At 41.1% G+C, this 1,878-nt stretch carries 1 protein-coding gene; it reads left to right on the top strand.

Translation table 11 applies throughout. The annotated features are described in order from the left end of the window. Window positions 1–393 precede the first annotated feature (393 nt). On the top strand, window positions 394–1,857 hold the full coding sequence (gene katB, locus BCU91_RS07395; RefSeq protein ID WP_102531209.1) for a catalase KatB: 1,464 nt from the start codon (window positions 394–396) through the stop codon (window positions 1,855–1,857). Window positions 1,858–1,878 lie beyond the last annotated feature (21 nt).

Raw genomic sequence — 1,878 nt, 5'->3', positions numbered from 1 at the left:
GATATTTATTATTTAATAAAACTGTATAAAGAACCTGAAACTAGATCAGAATAAACCCTTTAAGTTTGTCGTTTTATCTACGTATATAGTTGCCTTCTAGTTGCACAGGTAATCAGCTTGTAAACTATTGATGCAATATTTACACTTAATTTGGTGTGAGATCAGTAATGACTCAATTGTATTTAAATATCATTAAATGGTGAGGCGAATGCTTCGCCATTTTTTTTGCTAGTGAATCGTAAAAATAGATTGTAGCAATTCATCTTAATCGTTTTAACTTTATTTTCGCTGCGGTTATTATGATTTCAATGAAACGCAGCCAGGAGAAATATCGTGGCGACAGTATTTGATTTAATTGAGCAGTGGCTAGATGTCACAAATCAGGAGTAACAAATGGATAATAACAATTACTTAACTAGCCAAAATGGTGCCCCAATAGCTGATGACCAAAATTCATTATCAGCAGGTGAGCGTGGTCCATTATTATTACAAGATTGGCACTTAATTGAAAAATTAGCCCACTTTAACCGTGAGCGTATTCCTGAGCGAGTAGTACATGCAAAAGGTACCGGTGTTTATGGTACTTTTACCTTAACTAAAGACCTAAGTGATTTCACCTTGGCTGATCACTTTAATGGTGTGGGCAAGCAAACTGAGACCTTCATTCGCTTCTCAACTGTTGGCGGCGAGATGGGTAGCGCCGATGCAGAGCGTGATCCTCGTGGTTTTGGTTTACGTTTTTATACTGCCCGCGGTAATCATGACATTGTGGGGAATAACACTCCGACATTCTTCTTACGTGACGGCATTAAATTCCCTGACTTTATTCATACCCAAAAGCGTAACCCGCAGACTAATTTGAAAGATCCGCAAGCAATGTGGGATTTCTGGTCATTAAACCCAGAAGCCATGCATCAAGTGACTATTTTAATGTCAGATCGCGGTATCCCAGCTAATTACCGTCAAATGCACGGCTATGGTTCACATACTTTCTCATTATGGAATGCCAAAGGTGAGCGTTACTGGGTCAAGTTCCACTTTAAATCACAGCAAGGTGTAGTGAACTTAACTGCAGGGCAAGCTGATATTTTAAAAGGTATTGATCCTGACTCATCGCAACGTGACATGGTTGCAGCTATCGCCGATGGTAACTTCCCTAAGTGGGCTGTAAAAGTGCAGATAATGCCTGAAGCAGACGCCAATGATTATGCAATAAACCCATTCGATTTAACCAAAGTATGGCCACATGCAGATTATCCATTAATTGAAATTGGCGAACTTGAGTTAAATCGTATGCCAGACAACTACTTTGCTGAAGTTGAGCAAGTTGCATTAGCACCAAGTAACTTGGTTCCTGGTGTCGGCGCTTCACCTGATAAAATGTTGCAAGCACGCTTGTTCTCTTATGCAGATGCTCAGCGTTATCGTATTGGAACTAATTACAACCAATTACCGGTAAATTGTCCTCATGCCGCTAAAGCTAACCATCATCAACGTGCAGGGGCTATGGCAGGGACACAATGCCCATATAACGGCAGTCAAACAGGTGCAGATTCAAGTGCCAATTACGGCCCAAGCACTGCTCCGGCAGCACTTCAAGAGCCGTCTCAATTTATTGAGCCGCCACTAAGACTTGATGGCGAGGCTGCAAGATATAGCCGTTATGACCAAGATGACTATACTCAGGCGGGTAATTTGTACCGCATCTTTAGTGAAGAAGAAAAGCAGCGTTTAGTTGAAACCATTGCAGGTACATTGAGCCAAGCAAGTGAAGATGTGCAATTGAGAATGGTTGAGCATTTCTTAAAAGCTGATAGCGATTATGGTCAACGCATCAAAACACTTTTGGAAGCATAATGCGAGGGTGTAACAGATTCT

Source organism: Shewanella sp. 10N.286.52.B9 (genome assembly GCF_002873635.1).
Taxonomy (GTDB): Bacteria; Pseudomonadota; Gammaproteobacteria; order Enterobacterales; family Shewanellaceae; genus Shewanella.
The sequence above is the reverse complement of the archived record's forward strand: the minus strand, read 5'-3'. Positions and strand labels throughout refer to the sequence as shown.

Bases quoted from the DNA above. Each gene is read 5' to 3' on its own strand.
- katB (WP_102531209.1), top strand. From the start codon at position 394: ATGGATAATAACAATTACTTAACTAGCCAAAATGGTGCCCCAATAGCT.